Consider the following 19,851-nt stretch of genomic DNA (forward strand, 5'->3'; position numbering starts at 1 on the left):
GGTCGTCAGTCCTTCCCAGGCGCGATAGGCGCGGTCGAAATACCGCTGCCCAAGGCGATCTGCATGTAAACCGTGTCGAGCCAGCGGCCGGCCTTCCAGCCCATGCCGGTCAAGCGCCCTGCGTGCTCAAAACCGCAGGAACCGTGGAGCGCTACCGAGGCAGGTTCCGCCCCGCCGATGACCGCAACCATGCGGCGGAAGCCGTGAGCCTCGGCGGCTTCCAGCAAGGCCTTGAGCAGCAATTTGCCGATGCCGCCACCGCGCCGGTCGTGCGCCACGTAGATGCTGTTCTCGCAGGCATAGGCGTAGGCGGGGCGATCCCGGAACTGCGTAGCGTAGGCATAGCCGACCACTTGATCGCCATCGCAGGCGACGAGGAACGGCCAGCCCCGGCCGGTCACCGTCAAGATCTTCTCGGCGGTCTGTTCTTCGGTCGGGGGTACGACTTCGTAGGTCGCCGTGCCGTGAAGAACGTGATGCGCATAGATGGCGGCAATGGCCCCAGCATCGCCGATCGTTGCGCTGCGAACCGAAAGGGTCATCGCCGGGTCGCTTCCACGACTTCGCCGTCTTCCTTGACGAAAGTGCCGTGCTGCTCGGCGGGCAGGAGGTCCAGCACTTCTTCGGAAGGGCGGCAGAGCTTCACGCCCAGCGGCGACACCACAAGCGGCCGGTTGATGAGGATGGGATGCTCCATCATCGCGTCAACCAAGGCCTCGTCCGTCAAGGTCTCGTCGCCGAGGCCCAGTTCGGCATAAGGCGTACCCTTCTCGCGCAGCAGAGCGCGCGGGGTGATGCCGGCCCGCGCGATGAGTTCCATCAACTGCGCGCGACTTGGCGGCGTCTTCAGATACTCGACGACATGAGGCTCTATGCCCGCATTGCGGATCATGGCCAGGGCATTACGAGAGGTCCCGCAAAGCGGGTTATGGTAGATCACGATATCGGTCATTGTTGCCTCTTCAGCAGCAGGTAAGTTCGGCCAGAAGCGGCTCGCACAGTTCGGCGCGCCCCTGGCAGCAATCCTTGGCCAGATAGACCATCAGTCCGCGCAGCGCGTCGAGGTTGGCACGCTGGATTTGTTGGCGGCCACGCTTCTCAGACAGCACCAGCCCGGCCTTCGCCATCACGGCCAGATGCGTCGAAAACGTGCTTTGCGTGAGCCCCGAGGCCTCGACCAGTTCGCCGGTCGACAGACCTTCAGGCTCGTGCCGGATCAGCAGGCGGAATGCATCGAGGCGCGTCGGATGGCCGAGAGCGGAGAGAATCGAGAGGGCATCGTCGGTGTTCATGTATCGAAATTATCCGATGTATTTTGGGCTGTCAATAACGCATCGGATATATCCGATACTTCTATAACTTTGACCAAACGAAGCAGCGCCCTCGCCGGCCCGGACTCAACCGGGTCAGATTGGTCGCCAAACGCCCCCATGCCGGTCGTTCGACGTGCATTTTAGCGATCCTGGAAGCCGCCTGTCCGCTTTCTCTTAGGCAGTGAAAGTGGTGAACGGGCCAACTGGCGCCTATGGCTGCGACGGCCAGAGGGCGGACGCGAGTCTTAGGGTGACATGCTAACGCGAAACGGATGAATAGTCGGTGCTTACGGCTGATCCCCAGGGCAGCGAACCACGTCAGAATCGGCGATCGCCGGCTGATCTGGCGCAATTCGGATGGCGCCATTTGAGGTTTCCTCTACCAGTACCCGTACGCAGGAGCCGAACAGAGCCATTCGCTCGGAGTTCGACGATGCCGACAGGCCAGCAGGTATGTAAAACACTGTCCCGGTGTAAGGCGAGCGCAGCCCAACCTCGCCGGCCTTAGTATAGGAAATAGCAAGTGCCACTTCGTGTCGCTGGACCTCTCCCTTGAAGAGCTGCGATACCGCCAGAGCTCGAAGCGAGCTTTCGAATGCGTAAAGCGCCAGCGCGAGAATGGTGAGGAAGACCAGTCTGCGCACTAAGCGATTGTTGATATGGGAAAAAGTAGTGTAGCCGATGAACCCGCCGATCGCCGCTCCTCCGAAAAAGGCAAGAAAAAACAGGTTTGTTTCAAGCTTAGTTAGAAGCAGATCGTCGATCGCGCGAGTGGAAATGTAAAGCACAGTCATGGCCGCAATCAGACCTGCGCTTATCCATTCCTTCATTCCAATAGACACAACACCAATCCCCCCGAAACAATGCCCCGAACTTTGCGCTCTAGCGATGTCAGCAGAACAGAAACGGCATGTTCTCCTGCATGAACCTGTCCGAGACCAGATCACCTTCACCTATGTCCGTGTAAGGCATCGACGCAGTTGGCTGGTCTAAAGCGTTTTGCAGAAATCGAAGCGGCATCTGTGCATTACGCGCCAACGATGACAACGCATCGAGTCTCGCCTGTTCCCACGCGGGATCCATGCCAATCCCGTTATCGGCAAGCGAATTAACCCCATCGAGCGCGCAGATGAGCGCAATCATTTCCTCTATCTGCTCTCGCCCCATCTGTACGTGCTCAATGGGGCTTCCATTGAGGTAACGGACGCCGTTGCCGCGATGCAGGAACAGTGCTGCGGCGGTCACTCTGTCGAGGGAAGCCTGCCGAACAAGCCACGCGATTAGGCCATGCTCATCTCCACGAAAGATCAGACAGGCCATTGCCGCTGTATGCCATACCAGGGGATCGTGGCTTTGCTTGATCCACTCCACGTCGTCAGCATTATTTACGTCGAGCGAGTCCGGCCATCCAGCCCAACGATTATCGCCGCCAGTTGGCTTCTTGCGTCCGAACAATCCCACTGTCTTCCTCCCATGTCGGCACCGCCAATATCCGGCCCGTGGCTTTGACGGCATTTCTTAAGACTGCCTGTGCGGCTCGCAGACGATTATCCGCTTTCAACCACCGAAGCGGATATAGCCTCTAGTGGCATTCCAAGCACATCTCGGTGTCGGAAAAGTCGCAGGCATCAAGCTTGTCCGGACTGATCCAGAAGTAATAGGCTCCCAAATCCCCCCAGCACCAGTCCATCGCATCATCCGACGCGACCTGCAGCAACAGCATTTTGCGGTCCGTGGACCCTTCCCGTTCCGGATAAGGCAGTGCGTCGCTCTGTACGCCGTCATGATATCCGCCCATTCGGTGCGGCCGGTCCGAGGTGAGTCCACGCGCCGCGGCCTCGATGCCTGGGTGGTATTCCGCCGGAACCAACGCTCGCTTGTCATTATCAAGCCAATCCAGAAGAGCCCATTCTTTCATGCCTGACGGCGGGGTAAGTGCCGCCTTATCAGTCCGTTCCCGCAGGGAAAGGCGCCGCTTTGTCGAGCGATCGAAGTCGAGACGCAATTCAAGTGTGTTGAATGCATGCCCCTCGAATTTCACCTGCATGTCACGCCACTCTGCATCCGACAGTGGAGCTTCACTGGCCATTGACTGAACTTGCTCGGCGAGGAGGTCAGCGGCCTGGGCCGCCACTGCTCGCCATTGCAGGTGGCTTGCATTCAGGTCTACAAGCTGTCCCTCGAGATCCTCCGGTGTGGCACATCGGTCGAGAAGAGCGAGGCAATGCTCAACCTGGAGTTGTAAACGCTTGCTGTGTTCGCTCTGCCCACGCGCGTCGATCTCAGCCTTCTGCTTTATCATTTCCTCGCGCAATCCAGTGAGACCGCCCTCGGCGTGAAGCGCAGCGCGAGCTGCTGCGTTCATCACCTGCCTGGGTTCCTGGCGCATTCGCCGTGCGAGCTCCCGCAGAGCCTCAACAGCATGGCTGTGGGAGTAAGGTCGTATCTCCTGCAAATCACGGAATGAGGAATACGCCGCCCCTTCGTAAAGTACTTCGGCGAAGCCCGGCGGCGTTGCGAAACTCCGCTGGCCATCGCGATGCACTTCGTTTGGAAACGCGACCAGATCTACCGGCCAGCGCCGCCAGAATGGTGGAATATCGGCAGGCTCGAGGCCGCGATAACTTCCGCCACAATAAACCCCATCGTGCACTGGACCTGTATCCGAAGGCGGCTCTCGCTCCACACCGAACTCAAGGTTGTGCAGAATCCGAAAGGCATCAGGCCCGTCGGGGCAGCCTTGATTGGGATCAATGAACACCAGCAACCAGCCCTCTCGCGGACCGAGACCCCGCCAAAGTTCCTCCGGCAAATCGGCACAGCAGATCTGCGCAAGGAAGTGCAATGGCCGCTCGCCTCTACCCGGATCTTCAGCGCTGACCGAACGAGGCCATGCGACATGGTCAGGCATGCTCGGGAGGCCGCCGAGCCATGAACGCGTCTCCGCCGTTCGCCTTGGCGGAATCTGTCGCCGCAAGACCACGCTGACACTTTCGGGCACTGCGCCGGCCGATTTCTCGTTCTCGCTCGGTGCGGGGCGATCCCGCCGAGCTACCGCTGAAGCAGTGCTTTGGGGCTGCAATTCTTGCTCGGCGGCTATCATATCAGGAGTTACGAGGGGCCTGCGTCGGACGTGCTCCGGCCCGACGGACTTTTGCGGCCGGTCGTTGCCGGACGCATGAGCCGCCTTACCTCTACCTCGGAGCAAGCGTGGCAATTTCACGAGAAGGAAATAGATAGCTCCGCCGTAAAGCAGCAGCGGTAGAAATCCCATAATTTCCCAGAACAATTTCATGGTATGTTTCGCCCCCGGGCCTTGCTCGCCGAAAGCTAACCCTGAACCACTCATGGAAAATATTGGGTTAATTGCGGATTATCACAATCCGCTCCTCGTGTCGCAATGACGCTTGCCGCCCGCATTCCGGTCGTTCAGCACAGGGAGGGGAGAACCTGAAAGCCGCCGACCGAGAGGCGGCCGCTAAATCCGGCGCCAGAAAGTGTATGCCCGTTATGCTTCCCTCAAGGAACCTAGTTGAGCCATTGTGCCATCCGGGGCCGCGAGCTTGATGAGGCGAGACAGCAGCTCGATCGCATCTTCATTTTCCTGCCGATGCGGGAGATAGCGCTCGGCAATCGATAAACCACGTACTGACCACACCATCAGCCTCATGACCGAGCGCGCAAGCATCTCGTCGCCGCCAAAAGCTCCCCGCATCACGACAAGAGCGGATTTCTCCACCTCTTCCTGCATTGGCACAACCAAGGCAGCCAATTCGGCATCACTGCGCGTGGCTTGTAGAATTTCCAGCACCGCCAAACCCGAGGGTCGGTTCAAAACTGCCCAAAGCACCTTTGGCCAATCATCGAGGCGATCCCCGAGTCCGGTTGCGATCCGGGTTTCCTCATACTCCGCCATTTCGCGTTCGAAGACGTGCCGCACCACCTCTGCCATAAGAGCAGCGCGCGTGCCGAAATGATGCAGCATCGCGCCGCGCGAAACCCCGGCACGCTCGGAAATGATCGCGGTGACTGCGCCGGTGTAACCCAGATCGTGAATGGTTGCGATCGCAGCCTCAATCAGTGCGAGGCGCGTCTGCGCCGTGCGCTCTTCCTGAGTGCGCCGTGATTTGGCGATGCCCGTCATTAGCTTTCGTGTTCGCCTTGCATTCCCGCCTCTCCAGCTTCGAGGGGGTATCCAACCGCGAAACCGATAGCCAGTGATTAAAAACATTCATGCTTGACTGTTTGTATGGTCGATCCTTATCCCGAGCGTCAAGCGCCGGCCAATCGGCGCATCCTTTGGGAGGGATTTTGAATGAGCAAGGCAGCACTGTTCGTGGGCGTCAGCCTCATCGCCGCAGCCACCCCGGCATGGGCCCAATCCGCGAGTGACAGCGTGGCTGCAGTGCAGGACGGCGGCGTTCCCGAAATCGTCGTTAGCGCGCAGCGCCGGACGGAACGGCTTCAGGACGTTCCCGTCAGCGTCACCGCACTGAGCGCCGACACGCTGCGCTCGCGCAACGTCAACGATCTGACACAAGTCGCTTTGGCGGCGCCCAGTCTTCAGGTGGGCAGTGACAACACCTTTGCCGTTCGCGGGGTCGGTACCCAGGCTTTCGCGACCACCATCGATTCCAGCGTCGCCACCTCTCTCGACGAGGTCAATCTCGGCCGGCCCTTCCTCGCGCAAGGCCTGTTCAACGACGTCGAGCGCGTAGAAGTGCTCAACGGCCCGCAGGGGCTACTGTTCGGCAAGAATGCCTCCGCAGGCCTGCTCAATGTCGTGTCCGTCCGACCAAAGCTGGGAATGCTGGAAAGCGAGACCAGCCTGGAACTGGACAACCGCGAAACCCCCGGAAGCGAGGCGGCATCCTGGTCGGCGATTGCGCGCCAGACGATCAACGTGCCCGTCGGCGAGAGCGGCGCCCTGCGTATCAACGGCACTTATTCGCACGAAGAGCCCGGTACCTCTTTCGTGGGCCTGCGCGGGGTTCGCAACGATCTTGATCGCGAACAGTATGGCGTACGGGCCAAGTACCTGCAGGAGGTCACCCCCTCGCTCGAACTCTACGTGATCGGCGACTATGCGGAATCCCATGGGATCGCCGGGATCTACGACCGGACCTACCGTTCGCTCGGAGCCGGCAGCGCAAACGCTGCGCCGTTGGCTGCTTCAGGCATCGTGCCGGGTGACGACAACTTTACATTTGCGGGCGATGGCGGGTTCTGGCGCGATCTCAAGCTCGGCGGCGCACAGGCCTCGCTGGCATGGACCAGCCCTAGCGGGGTCGTCATCAGCGACATCGCGGCGTGGAAATTCTACAACTACGATGCCCAGCTGGACACGGACTTCACCAGCAGCAACGGCGCCAGCCGCAACTGGTCTCACGCCGATTACGACCAGTTCTCCAACGAACTGCGCGTTGCCCTGCCGGCCAACAACCCACTCTCCGGGCAGGCCGGCCTCTATTACTTCCATTCGACCATCGATCAGCAGGGCCAGATCGCGGGCAACAACTATCTGCCCGACTTCCTTCTGCCCAGTTTCCCATTCTGTGTGGGAGGAAGTGCGGCGACGGGCTGCGCGACGAGCAACAGCTATTTTCTCGGCCGCGACAACAGCTATCGCATGACGACGGACAGCTACGCGGCGTTCGGGCAACTGACTTATGCCGTTACGGACGCGCTCAAGGTCTTCGCCGGCGGCCGCGTCACACGTGACGAGATATCGATCGATCTCGTCCAGATCCAGGATGCCTACTTCGTGCCTCTGGGCGTTCCGGGCAGTTTCGCCCAGAACTATGGTCATACGAACTTCAGCTGGCGCGCCGGGGGCCAATTCGAGGTGACCCGAGACGCAATGGTCTACGCGTCCTATGGTCGCGGCTACAAGGGGCCAGGCTTCAATGATACGGCGGCCTCCGCCGATGCAGATCTGCTGGTTCGCGGCGAAACGTCCGACACGGCCGAAATCGGCTTCAAGACCAGCTGGTTCCAGCGCAAGCTGGTGTTCAACGTCTCGGCATTCCACACCAAGTTCAAAAACTACCAGGTGCAATCGCTCGACACGGCGTTGCAGGCTTTCGTGGTTCAAAACGCGGCCTCGATCACCAGTAAGGGCATTGAGGCGAGCATCAATGCGGCCCCGCTGCCTGGCCTGACAATCAATGCCTCGGCTACGCTGCTCGATTCCAAATTCGGCGATTTTGCCGGCGCCGAATGCTATCCGGGCCAGAGCGATGCCAGCTGCGTGGCAACGGGATCGTTCAACGCCAAGGGCTATCGCACGCCCACCGCGCCGAAATTCACCTCCTCGCTTCAAGGTATGTACGAGTTCCAGACTTCGGGCAGCTGGCACCCCTTTATCGAGGCGAACTGGTACCACCGTTCCTCGATCAACTACCTGATTAACCGCGCGCCCGGCGCCAGCGTGCCCACGCTTGACCTGATCGGTGCCAGCGCCGGCGTCCGCCTTGATAATGGCATGCGCATCTCGGTGTTCTGCAAGAACTGCACAAGCCGGTACAATCCGAACTTCATCGGACTCGATTCCGGCGATTCCGTCGCAGGCATAGCCACTTATCAGCAGCAGTTCGGTTTCGATTCCGTGCGCACCATCGGCGCCTCCATTCAGTTCCGTTTCTGAAGGGAGGGCAGCGTGATCGATCGCATGTCGCGTCGTAGCCTGTTGCAATCCGCGGGCGCGGGGGTGGTTGCCGCCACTGCCGCGCCCCTGCTTGGCGCCTCAATCAACCGCGGCCGCTTGCCTCCTGATTTTCTCTGGGGGGCGGCCACGGCGGGGCATCAGGTGGAGGGCGGCAACGTCAATTCGGACAGTTGGGTTTCGGAGCACCTTACGCCCAGCGCTTTCGCCGAACCATCGGGCGATGCCTGCGACAGTTGGAACCGCTGGCAAGAGGATATCGATATCGTCAAGCGCATCGGCCTCAACACCTATCGCTTCGGCATCGAATGGTCGCGGATAGAGCCCGAACGCGGAGAATGGTCACTCGCCGCGCTCGCGCACTATCGCCGGATGCTGGATTATTGCGCGCAGCTCGGGCTGCGCGCGATGGTCACGTATTCGCATTTCACTGTTCCCCGCTGGTTTGCCGCAGCCGGTGGCTGGGAAGAGCCCGCCAACATCGATCTTTTCGTCCGGTTCTGCGAAAAAGCGGCGCGGGCACTGGGCCCAGGGTATAGTCACGCCCTGACGTTCAACGAACCCAACCTTGCCGCGCAGCTTTCCTGGCAACCCGATTTCCGCCAGGCCATGTCGCTATTCGCGATGGGCAATGCGGCTGCTGCAAAACAGGTGGGATCCGATCGCTTTTCTTCGACGCTGACTGCCGCCCCGGCGCGCGTCGTTCCCAACCAGATTGCCGCACATCATCGCGCTACGGAGGCGATCAAGTCGATCCGGCCTGACCTGCAATTGGGGTTGAGCCTCGCCATGGCGGATGAACAAGCGGCGGAGGACCAGGCGTTGAATGGCAGCAGCGCATTGCAGCGCAAGATTGCGGAAGTCTACGCGCCGTGGTTCGCTGCCGTCGCGCAAGACGACTTCGTCGGCGTCCAGACTTATGGCCGCAATATCGTTGGGAGCGACGCCGATGTCCCGCCCCCAGCCAATGTCGAACGCACCCAGACCGGAATGGAGTTCTACCCCGAAGCACTGGAAGCCACGGTGAAATGGGTTGCCAAGGCAACAGGACGCCCCGTGATCGTCACCGAAAACGGCGTTGCCACCGACGACGACAGCCGCCGCATCGTCTACATCGATCGCGCCCTCGCCGGTCTCGGCCGAGCAATGGCGGCCGGCGCCGATGTGCGCGGGTACATTCATTGGTCGCTGCTCGACAATTTCGAATGGAACCGCGCTTACACCGCGCGCTTCGGCCTCGTCGCCGTCGATCGGAAGAGCTTTGCCCGAACCGTCAAGCCCAGCGCCTTGCATCTGGGAAGGTACGCAGCGGGCAATCGGCTCTGAGCTTTCGCATACGAGAGGGCACCCGCGCGCGCGATGGGGCGGGTGCCGGTTCTCATCATGCGTCTTCTTCCTCGCGCAGCAGGCGTGCGATGAACTGCCGCGTGCGCCGGCCACCGGTATCGCTGGCGATATCGATCATCGCATGCCCCGGATCAGCAGAAATTCGCAGCTGCTGCAATTCCAGCACGTCCTGGTCTTCACGGAACGTCCGCGCAGTCTGTTCGAACACCTCGTCAGGGATTCCGTCGCGCAGGATGTTTGTGGCCATCGACCAGAAATAGTGCGTGGTCGTGGCAGTCTCGGGGGTGATCCCGTGAAACCCGCGCATGGAGAAACCGTGTTCGCGCCTGCCCTCGAACGCGCCGGTGCCGGCATCGCAGGCACCAGTATGGATGCGGATCAGCACCGGCTCGAACTCGATTTCCTGCCAGCGATCGATGCGCCCCGCAAAGCCTGCGGCATCGACATACGTGGGCGGAGGATCCGAATCCGGCATGTGACGCGTCACCCGGACGCCGTTGGCGAGCTTTTCGGAATGGGTTCTGGTCTTGAAGTGAAGCTCCGGATTTCCGCCAATCGTGTTGGCGTGGATGTAGGGCAAGTGGGAAAGATCCATCAGGTTGTCGACCAGCAGTTGCCAGTTGCCATTCACCGGGAAATGGGCGCTGCGCCACGCGTAATCCGGGTCTTCATGGATCGGATAGTTGGGAACGGGCACGGATAGGGCCTGCTCGGCGTCGCCCATCCATATCCACAGTAGGCCCTGTTGCTCCACCAGCGGATAGGCCCTGACCCGGGCCGTATCGGGAATCCTGTCCTGCGCCGGGATGCGCGAGCAGCGACCGTCTCCGGCGAATTCGAGCCCGTGATAGGGACACCGCAGGATGATCCCATCCACTACGCCTGCCGACAGCGGCATGGCGCGATGTATGCAGCGATCTTCCAGCGCCGAAGCAACACCGTCTGCCGCCCGCCACAGCACCACCGGCCGTTCGAGAAAGGTGCGCCCAATGCGGCCGCCCGGCTGAAGTTCGCTGCTCCAGCCGGCCACATACCAGGCATTTTCAATGTACAGCCTCTCGCCCATCCGGCCTCTCCTTATCGTCTTTGTCTACGCAGGGTAGCGCGCACCGGCTTGATCGGCAGGAGTGTTTGTTGTGATATAGCTTATCAGAAACAGGAATATGCTGGCGTGGACTACCGTCGTTTCGACCTGAACCTCCTGGTCGTCCTGGATGCGCTGCTTGACGAACGCGGCGTCAATGCAACCGCGCGCCGTTTGGGGATGAGCCAACCCAATGTCAGCTTTGCGCTCAGCAAGTTGCGAGCGCAATTCGGCGACGAACTGCTGGTTCGCAGCGGTAACACCATGCAGCCGACCGCTCTCGGCGCGGCCTTGCGGCACCCCATTCGGCAGATGTTGTCGAGCATCGAAGGAGAAATCTTTGCGACGCGCAGTTTCGATCCATCGACGGCCAAGCGAAAGTTCGTCATCAGCACATCGGATATCGGCGAACTGGTTTTTCTCCCTAGACTGATGGCCGAAATGGCGTCCCGCGCACCGGACGTAACCCTTGAATCTCGTTCGATGAGTCCTGACGAATTGGCAGGGGCCATGGCCGATGGCGCTGTCGACTTGGCACTGGGGTATTTCCCCGATCTGGTCGGAAGCAATTTCCTGACCCAGAAACTGTTCGATCATCCCTTTACCTGCATCGCGCGGGATGGGCATCCGCAGGCTTGCAGCGGGTGGTCGCTGGAAACTTTCCTTGGGCAGGGGCACATCGTCGTGGCGCAGCGCGGACGCAGCCAGGAACTGTTCGAGGCGCGTCTCGCTGAGATGGGCCTTTCCCGGCGCGTCCAATTGCAATCACCCCATTTCATGAGCGTGCCGCTGCTGGTGGCGGGATCAGACCTTATCAGCACGGTACCCGCTGCGGTGGGCGCCATCTTCGCGACGATGGCACCCTTGCGCCTGATCGCGCCGCCGCTGCCGCTTCCCATAATCAGCTTGCAGCAATTCTGGCACCGCCGCGTCCATGACGATCCGGCCGTGCAATGGCTTCGCGGTCTTATCGCACATCTGTTTCTCGGTCGAGATCCGTCACCGCAGGCATAGTCATTGGCCAATCGCGGCGGAGCAATTCATAGCAGTTCCCGCCCCCTTCGCAGACGTTGATTGCGTTGTCAGCCAATCCAAAAACCAGCCATTCGATTTGGCTACAGGTCCGGAGTCGCGTGTTCCCAGTTTCGTACTTCGAGCATAGGCAGAGCCTATGCTTCTGCAAAAAATACCTATTTTACATGATGTTTTGAATGGGTAACAAAACGCGAGAAAACAAACAGGAGAGGTAGATTGCCCCATAAAATGGGTCGCCGAAGCTTTGTCGGGTCGACGATGGCGCTCGCTAGCGCTCTCGCCATGCCCGGAAGTGTATTCGGCAAACAGCCTGCCTTGGCGCGTGTAATCCTCGACAACGACTTCGCCGGCGACCCGGACGGGTTGTTCCAACTTGCCCATCACGTACTGTGCTCGTCGGTAAAGATTCCGCTGATCATCGGATCGCACCTTCCTGCCAAGTTCGGAAGTGGACACGATGCCCAGGATGCCGTTGGTCGGGTTGGCGAAGTTCTGGATCTCATGAACCTTGCCGACAAGTACAAGGTCATGGCCGGATCCGAGAGGCCGATCCCGTCGCGCACGACCTGGAAACCCAGTGCGGCATCGGCTGCAATTGTCCGCGAGGCCATGCGCGAAGACGCCACCGAGCCTCTGATCTATGCGGCCGGCGCAGGGCTAACCGATCTCGCGCTCGCCTGGTTGTCTGAGCCGCGCATTGGTCGCCATATGAAATTGATCTGGATCGGCGGAAACACTCACGCCGGCTTTGGAAATCCCGGGGCCAAGCCGGGCGAGCCGGAATTCAATTTCTCGATCGATCCGATAGCGGCGCAAGTGCTGTTCAACGAATCCGATATCGAGATCTGGCAAGTGCCCTCGGATGCTTACTGCCAGATGCTGTTCAGCACAGCCGAGCTTGAAGAACTCGGCGCGCAGAGCCGTCTGGGCGCCTACCTGAAAGCCAGGGTCGATGCGATACCGGAGATGTTCGCCAAGATACCGGGCGTCCCCCCAGTGGCCATGACCGACGCCTACGTCCTGGGCGACAGTCCGCTGGTGACATTGACCGCGCTGGTTCCGCCAATGCAGCCAGATCCTACTTCGAGCCGGTACAAGTTGCTGCCAACGCCAAGGCTGCTCGACAACGGAAGCTATGAAGAACGTCCGGGTGGACGTCCCATGCGGGTTTATACCTATCTCGATGCGGGGCTGACATTCAGGGACATGCTGGCGCGTTTCAGGCTTCATTCTGCCGCATAAGCTCCGGAACAAATGCCTATCTGATTTCATGGCTGGGCATGCCCGCCCGCCTTTTCACCAAGGACTCCCTATGATCGACCGACGTTCACTCATCGCCGGTGCTGCCGCTTTCGCCGCGGCGCCTACGCTTGCCGGAAAGGCCGCCGCCGCTCCCGCCCAGAGGCGAGCCTTGTCAGGATCGTCCAGCTTCCCTTCCGGCTTTCTGTGGGGGGCGGCCACTGCCGGCCACCAGATCGAGGGTAACAACACGAATTCAGACCAGTGGCTTCTCGAGAATGTGCAACCCACCATCACCGGCGCGCCCTCGGGGGATGCCGTCAACAGTTTCGAGCTGTGGCGAGACGATCTCGATCTCGTGAAAGGCATGGGGCTCAATGCCTTTCGCTTCAGCCTCGAATGGCCGCGCATCGAGCCGGAGCCGGGGATGTTCTCGCGCGCCATGCTCGATCACTACAAAGCCATCATCGATGGCTGCCGGGAACGCGGCATTGCGCCGGTCGTCTCCTTCAACCACTACACCACGCCGCGCTGGTTCGCCGCCCAGGGCGGATGGTTGCATCCCAATGCGAGCGACCTGTTCACCCGCTTCTGCGAACGGGCGGCCAAGCATCTGGCAGGCGGGATCGCCATCGCGACGACCTTGAACGAGCCGAACCTGCCCCGGCTTCTGCCCTTCGTTCTGCCCCCGCAGTTCATGGGTGGCTTGCGAGCCAATCTGGCGGCAGCCGCAAAGGCGGCAGGCGTGCCGCGCTATCTGGTGGCCAATACCGTCTTGCCGGAGGACGTCCCCGCCCTGACCGCGGCGATGATCAAGGGCCACAAAAGTGCGCGCGCCGCGATCAAGGCCGTCCGCCCCGATCTTCCCGTCGGCTTCACCCTGTCGATCGCCGACGACCAGGCCGTCGGCGCGAATTCGATCCGAGACCGGATGCGGGCCGAACTCTACGGAGACTGGCTGGCCGTGGCGCGGGACGACGATTTCGTGGCCATCCAGAATTACGAACGGATCCTGTGGGGCAAGGATGGCCGCTTGCCGGCGCCTGCCGGCACGCCGCGCAATTTTCGCGGTGCCGAAGTATACGCTCCTTCCTTGGCCGGTGCGGCCCGATACGCCCACCAGGCGACCGGCAAGCCGGTCCTGGTGACCGAGCACGGTGTCGGAACCGACGACGATACGATCCGCGCCAACCTTATCCGCGACGGCTTACGGGAACTTCGCGAGGCGATGGCCGAAGGGGTCCCGGTACAGGGCTATATCCATTGGACGCTGATGGACAATTACGAATGGGGAGCGGGAGTCGGGCATGGCGCATTTGGGCTTGCCAGCGTCGATCCGGTTACGTTCAAGCGGTCTCCCAAGCCGAGCGCCCTGGTTTTGAAGGCGATCGCTCAGCCGAATTCGCTTTGAATATCCAAGCGAGATAGATTGAATGAATAAAGGGGGGTAGCAAAGACTTCGGTTCTCGCTACCCCTGTATTTGAACGAAGCATCGGCCAATCGGCCAATGCTTCCGTTTGCGCCGGCAAACTAAGGTGTCACGTCGAGCGAAGACGCTCCGTTCCCTTGATGCCGCATTTTCCAAAATCGTAGACAGTCATTGGAAGGTCGGCACCGTGCCAACCTTTATGACAGCGGGATGGATTTCGAGATCCTGGTCATTCCGGAATCACCACGCTCTCGCTGATGTCGAACGCAGCGCTCTGGAATGGCACCCCGGTTTCCGGCTGGCCGGAGCCGACGCTTACCCGGTAGTGTCCGGCCAGCATTTCCCGAACACCTTCCGGCGTCACGCTGCTGAGGTCCCGCGGGGAAAGCGCAAAGGAAATCTCTTTGGCTTCCCCCGGTCGGAGTTCGATGCGCCGGAAGCCGCGGAGAGCCAGCCTGGGGGTCCCTTTCGCCTCCGGGAAGTTCAGATAGAGCTGAGCAACCTCGCCGCCCGCGACACGGCCGGTGTTCCGGACTTGCGTCGTGATCGTGACGGCGTCGCCCTGGTTCGAGCGCGTCACCACGAGCGGCGCATAATCGAAAGTGGTGTAGCTCAGGCCATAGCCGAACGGGTAGACCGGCTTGCCCGGAAAGTAGCGATAGGTGCGCCCCTCCATCCGATAATCGTCAAAGGGCGGCAGATCGTCGACACTGCGATAGAATGTGAGCGGCAGGCGGCCCGACGGGTTCGCCTTGCCCACCATCGCATCGGCGACTGCCCGGCCACCCGACTGCCCTGGATACCAGGCTTCAAGGATCGCCGCGGCATGGTCCTTGGGCCATTCGAGATTGATGGGACTGCCATTCATGGCGATCACGATCAGCGGCTTGCCGGTCCGACGGGCCTGTTCGAGCATCGCCAATTGGTCTTGCGGCAGATCGAGCGTGGTCTTGTCGCCGCCCTTGAAGCCGGGGATCTGCACCCGGCTTTCCTCTGCCTCCATATCCGAAGTCAGCCCGACGACCGCGACGAGCACATCAGCATTGGCTGCGGCGGCTTTCAGATCACCTTCAGGATCGTCGGAAATGCGCTTCCAGACCAGGTCGAGCCCGCCCATCTTGCGCGATTGTCCCGTGACCGTGAGCGGGTATTTCTGTCCGGCGACGAGCTTGACCGTCTGCAATTTCGGCAGGGCACCAAACGAATCCGGCCCCAGTTCGACGAAGGTCTTGCCCTGAAAAGTCATGGAACCGTTGAAGCCCGACAGGCCGAGACGATAGGTTCCGCTGACGGGCGGAACGAGGAACCCCGACCATTCGACCTTGTGATAATTCGTGACGCTCGCCAGATCGAGGCTGCGGCCGGCGACATCCGGTTCGATCCGGGTTGCGGCGGGCTTCGCCTGAACGATCAGCGGTTTCAAGAACTCGGGCATGCCGTCGGGCTTCACCGCTTTCGAAGCGGCTTCGTCGACATTGTAGTACCGCGCGAGCAGCCCCGGCTTGCCATCCGGCGTGCGCAGCGCCGAAGTCGGAACACGGTCGCCATCGGTGTAGCTCTCGCCGAACGGGGCAAGCGACACGTTCGCCGAGCCGAGTTGCTCCTTGAGGCCTTCGGCGACGGAAATCGGCCGTTTCGAGAGACTGGACGAATAGTTGCCGCGCAGAACCCGCGTCGCATCGGCGAGAGGCCCGATGAGGGCGACCCGCGTCCCCGCCTTCAGGGGCAATATTCCGTCATTCTTGAGGAGCACGAGACTTTCTGCCGCTGCCTTGAGCGCAAGCTCCTGACTGGGCGTGCTGTTGACTTCCGACAAGGGGACATCGGGCTGCGCGCGAAGTCCGCCGAGATCACCGACCCGGTATCTTGCCGAGAAAAGCCGGATCAACGCCTGGTCGATATCGTTCTCGCTGATCAGATCGCGTTGAAGTGCATCGCGATATCGTGCGGCAAGGTCGGGCAGATTGACCACGGTTCCATTCGCGCATTCGCTGTCGACACCGGCGTGCAGCGCCACGGCACCGGCCGTCGCAGCATCGGGCGCATATTTATGCGTGTCCGCGATATCCTTCACACCGTCGCAGTCCGAAACGACATAGCCCTTGAACCCCCAGGCGCCGCGCAGACGTTCCTTGAGCAGGAAATCGCTCCCGCACGCCGGCTGTCCGTCGATGCGGTTGTAGGCGCACATGATCGAGCCCGCCCGCCCTTCGACGATGGCCGCACGAAATGCAGGCAGATAGGTGTCTTCCATATCATGCCGCGAAACAAAGACGTTGGCGCTATGGCGGGTAGATTCCGGACCACTGTGAACGGCAAAGTGCTTGGGCGTCGCGATGACATTGGGACGGTCCGGATCCGGTCCCTGAATGCCCGTAACGAACGCCACGCCCATGCGCGCGGTCAAGAACGGGTCCTCGCCGTACGTCTCCTGCCCCCGGCCCCAGCGCGGGTCGCGGAAGATGTTGATGTTGGGAGACCAGGTGTTGAGCCCGGTACCGATCCTGTCCATGCGCCCGGTCTTGCGTGCGAGCGTATGAAGGGCGCGAAGTTCGACGCTGATGTGGCCGGCCACATCCTTGACGAGCCGATCGTCAAACGTCGCGGCCAGGCCTATAGGTTCCGGGAAGTTGGTCGTGGGGACTGTGCCCAGCGCACCATGCAGGGACTCCGTCCACCAGTTGTATTCCGGGACAGCGAGACGGGGAATGGCCGGCGCGGCATTGATCAGTTGCTCGACTTTCTCGTCGATCGTCATGCGCTCGACGAGAGCCGCTGCCATCGAGTTTGCCCTGTCTGACGATTGCTCGCCGCTCGACCGGGAGACTTCGGAGTGAGCCTCCAGCACTCCGGAGTTCGCCATGAGCGCAATGGTGAGCCAAATGGCAGATGTCCCGTGGGAACCTATCTTTCTCTTCATGCTCTCTCCCTCGTTGCGTATCAAGCGAGGCTCCGGCGAACGGAGAGATCGCTTGGTAGCGCTATCTATTTAGGGAATCGGCATATTGCCGGTGAGCCATTAAAACAAATCGCAATTTTTGTAGACAGTATAGGCTCTAGCTATGGAAAATCGCCCGCCTGATTACGAGTTAAGTAGCACTGTGGCGGTCTTGCTTTCTGTGTAGTGAAGGACATCGTCCTCACTCGCTTCCCGCCCCATGCTGCCTCCTTCACGCCGCCCAATGGAGCCGAAGGATCATTCATGCCGTGCGTGTTGACCCAAACAACGCCCGCAATTCAGCCATACGGCGACCTCTTCGACGATCCCCAAAGCCGACCGTCAGTCTTGGCTGACCGTCCGCACCAAACAGGCGTTACGATCGTGGTCGTAGCCAGGGTGCTTTCGACGTTCTGCACATCGGTGCCGGCAAAATTGCTCTTGCCCGTGTTGGCTGCCGCAGCAATATCGCCGTTGGTCGATGCGCTTACGCGGAAGCCGGAACTCTTCGACTTGCCGCCCTGGGTGCCGGCCTCCTGCGCGTAAGCGATGGTGATCGCGCCGTTGGCGGCAAGGCTGAAATAGTTCGCAGCCATGATGCTCGAACCCGTTATCCCGATCGAGCCCAGCTGCCCCTCCCCGGTCGCGACCAGCGCCACGTTGTTACCGGCGATCGAAGAGCCGACCGCGGTTTCGTCATGACTTGTGTTTGCCGAGGAGGATTTGCTGATGCCAAGGCTTACGGTGATGGCACCAAGCTTCGACAAATCACCCATCTTGATGGCGCTCACAGCATCCTTGCCGGTATCGTAGGCATTGACCGCTGCCATGCCGCCGGCAAGCCCGGCCACGGCCGTTACCCGGTCGTTATCGCTGGTCGAGGCGATCTTGGCTGCGTCCACCAGGTTGCCGCCGTTCTGCAGAAGCTGGCTGGATGCACCGATGCTGAGCCCGAAGCTGGAGGACTTGGAGGTCTGGGTCGTATCGGTAACGTCGAGCGCATTGGTGATGTCGATGGATTTACCGGCCAGCAGTACGTCGCCGCCGGACGTCAGGGCGGCCGCGTTGAGGGGAATGTCGTTGCCGGCGCTGAGCTGCAGGTCCGATGGGGCATTGATCGCCGCGTCCGCGACGCGCTCTCGGCGCCATCGAGCTCACCCATATGATCAGCAAAGGTCAGATGATTTGCGCAAACGACGCCCGGAATCCGTCTCTGGCCGATCAGGTCAGCAGCCTCGCTGCATAACATACCCTTTCGAAGATCAAATTCCGGTCGACATCCAAGTTTGCGACAGCCTCCCGGGTCAGTTCTCGGTGAAACTCAACAAATACCTCTCCGTTAGCTGCCCACGAGTTTGCGTTTCTCTTCGTCAAACCAAAGAATTTTGGGGCAGTGAATGTCGTACCAAAAGTTGGTTAGCCGGATATCGTTCTCTTCGCTTATCCCTTCAGGCCAATAGCGGCGAATGTGCTCGATCATGTGAGCGTGGGGAGCGGCCCACACATCGACACCCAAGACTTCGCGCGATCCGTACTCTGCGTCAGCAGGTTCTTCAAGATAGACTTTTTCGTTATCTAATAACCTCTTCAGTAAAAAATAGAAAACCTCCATTTTCTGCTCATAAGATAAATCGAGGCGACTTGGCCACAAGGCACTTATCCAGAGTCCGAAAGCGCCTTCTCGCGCAGATATCCATGCGAAATCTTGGAGTATCAGATTTTCAAAGTCGCTCTTTCTCATCTAAATTTAATTTCCGCTTTCTTGGGCGTTCCAGCGACCGATGCCGGCACATCGATAGTCCACTTTGCTCCAGTCTCACCAGAAGAAGTAGATGTGCTACGCAATGTGAAGTTGCCGTTTGGAGCTTTAATAGTATAGCATCCCCTCTGGAACCACTTGTCCATTTGCCTTCGTATACGCAGAAATAATCTGTAGATCCGGCAGCTTCTGTCCAGCGAGTCCTGTAAAGTACCGCTTTACCTCGGCGTCTGAATCGAACTTACCATGCCCTCTGTTCAAGCACTCGCACTCGATGGGCTGTGATGCACATTGAAGCAGAGCGGTTTATCCGGAACGGGAAAACGGATCGTTTGAAATTTTATGAAACAGCGCAACAGCTTGACTGATCGGAGGAACATAGATCTCTCCTGTCCAACTTTTTTTATTAAAATCATCAGAATCGAATGTTATATTTACAATTGATCCCTCACCCACCCTGCATATAGTATGCAATTTTTCTCCGTCTGGGGATTCAAGATCAATATTATAAATTCCCTTCTCAATGTAAATTATGCTTCTCAAGTATTTTATATTTCCGTTTGGAATATACGTCATTTTCCCCACACTCCACCAGCGACATATTGCTCAATCCAAGCCGAGTTCACGTTGTAGGTGGCGCCTGCTCCCGTGTCTTGGACAAAAAATTGCCCCGGAGACCCTGCGACCGGCGATATTGTCACCATGTGAGCTGGCGCTCCGGGCGCCTGCAAAACGGCACCAAATTCGCCCGAATTGGCCACAGTCAGCGCATCGGCACCACTCGCAAAATAGCCGCCAGTCCAATTGGCGCCAGACTGCGCCCGATTTAAGGCGCACGTAAGCTTGATAAGCTAATAATCGAGTTGAGCGCTTAGCAACCGGTTGGACAGACAGAATCAAAAACGCAGTGATCCCGAAGGCTCCGCGTGCTGCTTCGATAACCGCCCATCGTTTAAAGCCGATCCGCGGATGGTGGGGCAGTGTCACTGCCTAGAAGAAGTGCGAGCCGCTCGATGCGTGATGGCAATTGAATGGCTGCTGT

17 protein-coding genes and 2 pseudogenes are annotated in these 19,851 nt (G+C 59.9%); 6 read left to right on the forward strand and 13 right to left on the reverse strand.

Features of this window, described 5'->3' with window-relative positions; all coding sequences use genetic code 11:
* Positions 1 to 5: 5 nt before the first annotated feature.
* The 7 genes from ACZ1JV_RS07785 to ACZ1JV_RS07815 all read right to left on the reverse strand — a co-directional run bounded on the left by ACZ1JV_RS07785 (position 6) and on the right by ACZ1JV_RS07815 (position 5,457).
* A complete protein-coding gene (locus ACZ1JV_RS07785; RefSeq protein WP_465149053.1) occupies positions 6 to 542 on the reverse strand; it encodes an N-acetyltransferase family protein in 537 nt (178 codons plus the stop codon).
* Positions 539 to 952, reverse strand: a complete 414-nt coding sequence (gene arsC, locus ACZ1JV_RS07790) for an arsenate reductase (glutaredoxin) (RefSeq protein WP_465149054.1) — start codon at positions 950 to 952, stop codon at positions 539 to 541. The genes ACZ1JV_RS07785 and arsC overlap by 4 nt, the downstream gene beginning before the upstream one ends.
* Positions 953 to 962: 10 nt before the next feature.
* Positions 963 to 1,292, reverse strand: coding sequence for an ArsR/SmtB family transcription factor (locus ACZ1JV_RS07795; protein ID WP_465139158.1), 330 nt, complete (start codon positions 1,290 to 1,292; stop codon positions 963 to 965).
* 308 nt (positions 1,293 to 1,600) lie between these two features.
* Entirely contained in the window at positions 1,601 to 2,155 is a 555-nt protein-coding gene (locus ACZ1JV_RS07800; protein ID WP_465139157.1) for a hypothetical protein, read from the reverse strand.
* Between the two features lie 49 nt (positions 2,156 to 2,204).
* Complete coding sequence (locus ACZ1JV_RS07805; protein WP_465139156.1) at positions 2,205 to 2,768, reverse strand: hypothetical protein; 564 nt, start codon at positions 2,766 to 2,768, stop codon at positions 2,205 to 2,207.
* Between the two features lie 127 nt (positions 2,769 to 2,895).
* Positions 2,896 to 4,662, reverse strand: coding sequence for a DUF1963 domain-containing protein (locus tag ACZ1JV_RS07810; protein WP_465149055.1), 1,767 nt, complete (start codon positions 4,660 to 4,662; stop codon positions 2,896 to 2,898).
* Positions 4,663 to 4,821: 159 nt separating this feature from the next.
* The gene (locus tag ACZ1JV_RS07815) at positions 4,822 to 5,457 is read right to left on the reverse strand and encodes a TetR/AcrR family transcriptional regulator (RefSeq protein WP_465139155.1); all 636 of its coding nucleotides are present in this window, start codon (positions 5,455 to 5,457) and stop codon (positions 4,822 to 4,824) included.
* A gap of 171 nt (positions 5,458 to 5,628) precedes the next feature.
* Here ACZ1JV_RS07815 and ACZ1JV_RS07820 point away from each other — a divergent pair, with 171 nt between their 5' ends.
* Entirely contained in the window at positions 5,629 to 7,959 is a 2,331-nt protein-coding gene (locus tag ACZ1JV_RS07820; protein WP_465139154.1) for a TonB-dependent receptor, read from the forward strand.
* A 12-nt stretch (positions 7,960 to 7,971) separates the two neighbouring features.
* Positions 7,972 to 9,303, forward strand: a complete 1,332-nt coding sequence (locus ACZ1JV_RS07825; protein WP_465139153.1) for a glycoside hydrolase family 1 protein — start codon at positions 7,972 to 7,974, stop codon at positions 9,301 to 9,303.
* Between the two features lie 55 nt (positions 9,304 to 9,358).
* Here the strand turns inward: ACZ1JV_RS07825 and ACZ1JV_RS07830 are convergent, their stop codons facing one another.
* Entirely contained in the window at positions 9,359 to 10,390 is a 1,032-nt protein-coding gene (locus ACZ1JV_RS07830; protein WP_465139152.1) for a Rieske 2Fe-2S domain-containing protein, read from the reverse strand.
* 105 nt (positions 10,391 to 10,495) lie between these two features.
* Between ACZ1JV_RS07830 and ACZ1JV_RS07835 the strand changes: the two genes are divergently transcribed.
* The 3 genes from ACZ1JV_RS07835 (at position 10,496) to ACZ1JV_RS07845 (ending at position 14,093) form a co-directional block, all read left to right on the forward strand.
* On the forward strand, positions 10,496 to 11,422 hold the full coding sequence (locus ACZ1JV_RS07835) for a LysR family transcriptional regulator (RefSeq protein WP_465139151.1): 927 nt from the start codon (positions 10,496 to 10,498) through the stop codon (positions 11,420 to 11,422).
* A gap of 237 nt (positions 11,423 to 11,659) precedes the next feature.
* Positions 11,660 to 12,685, forward strand: a complete 1,026-nt coding sequence (locus tag ACZ1JV_RS07840) for a nucleoside hydrolase (RefSeq protein ID WP_465139150.1) — start codon at positions 11,660 to 11,662, stop codon at positions 12,683 to 12,685.
* Between the two features lie 70 nt (positions 12,686 to 12,755).
* Positions 12,756 to 14,093, forward strand: coding sequence for a family 1 glycosylhydrolase (locus ACZ1JV_RS07845; protein ID WP_465140300.1), 1,338 nt, complete (start codon positions 12,756 to 12,758; stop codon positions 14,091 to 14,093).
* Positions 14,094 to 14,341: 248 nt separating this feature from the next.
* Here the strand turns inward: ACZ1JV_RS07845 and ACZ1JV_RS07850 are convergent, their stop codons facing one another.
* The 3 genes and pseudogenes from ACZ1JV_RS07850 to ACZ1JV_RS07860 form a co-directional block, all read right to left on the reverse strand.
* Positions 14,342 to 17,032: a glycoside hydrolase family 3 C-terminal domain-containing protein gene (locus ACZ1JV_RS07850; protein ID WP_465139149.1), complete on the reverse strand. Its 2,691-nt coding sequence runs from the start codon at positions 17,030 to 17,032 to the stop codon at positions 14,342 to 14,344.
* Positions 17,033 to 17,349: 317 nt separating this feature from the next.
* Entirely contained in the window at positions 17,350 to 17,952 is a 603-nt protein-coding gene (locus tag ACZ1JV_RS07855) for a hemagglutinin repeat-containing protein (protein WP_465149056.1), read from the reverse strand.
* A 3-nt stretch (positions 17,953 to 17,955) separates the two neighbouring features.
* Positions 17,956 to 18,168: pseudogene (locus tag ACZ1JV_RS07860) on the reverse strand (hemagglutinin repeat-containing protein); the annotation flags it as partial.
* A 20-nt stretch (positions 18,169 to 18,188) separates the two neighbouring features.
* Here ACZ1JV_RS07860 and ACZ1JV_RS07865 point away from each other — a divergent pair.
* A pseudogene (locus tag ACZ1JV_RS07865) lies at positions 18,189 to 18,296 on the forward strand (IS6 family transposase); the annotation flags it as partial.
* Positions 18,297 to 18,389: 93 nt separating this feature from the next.
* On the opposite strand, the gene ACZ1JV_RS07870 reads toward ACZ1JV_RS07865, so the two are convergent.
* Positions 18,390 to 18,791, reverse strand: a complete 402-nt coding sequence (locus tag ACZ1JV_RS07870; protein ID WP_465139148.1) for a hypothetical protein — start codon at positions 18,789 to 18,791, stop codon at positions 18,390 to 18,392.
* A 324-nt stretch (positions 18,792 to 19,115) separates the two neighbouring features.
* Positions 19,116 to 19,385, reverse strand: coding sequence for a hypothetical protein (locus tag ACZ1JV_RS07875; protein ID WP_465139147.1), 270 nt, complete (start codon positions 19,383 to 19,385; stop codon positions 19,116 to 19,118).
* Positions 19,386 to 19,851 lie beyond the last annotated feature (466 nt).

The sequence above is a fragment of the Novosphingobium sp. BL-S-19 genome (assembly GCF_055521675.1).